Here is a 241-nt window from a genome sequence, read left to right on the forward strand (position 1 = left end):
CAAAGGATAACGCAGTAGACTTTGAAGAATTTAATACTTTGCTAAAAGAAAAAGGTGTTGAAATCACGAGAGTAACGAAAAACAACGTAACGTATAGACACATTGAAGAAGATAAAAAAGAACGTGGGAATAAGTTGGGCGATTCTTATGACAAAGGAGTGATTGAAAATGGCTTTGCAATCGAGAAATTCAGACGAGAACGAGAAGAAGAACGAGAATACGATGAATATGCAGACACGTT

1 pseudogene is annotated in these 241 nt (G+C 36.1%); it reads left to right on the top strand.

The features are described from left to right. Positions 1–241 (top strand): annotated as a pseudogene (locus tag SH09_RS17400) (relaxase/mobilization nuclease domain-containing protein); the annotation flags it as partial.

This window comes from Staphylococcus gallinarum (assembly GCF_000875895.1).
Lineage (GTDB): Bacteria > Bacillota > Bacilli > Staphylococcales > Staphylococcaceae > Staphylococcus > Staphylococcus gallinarum.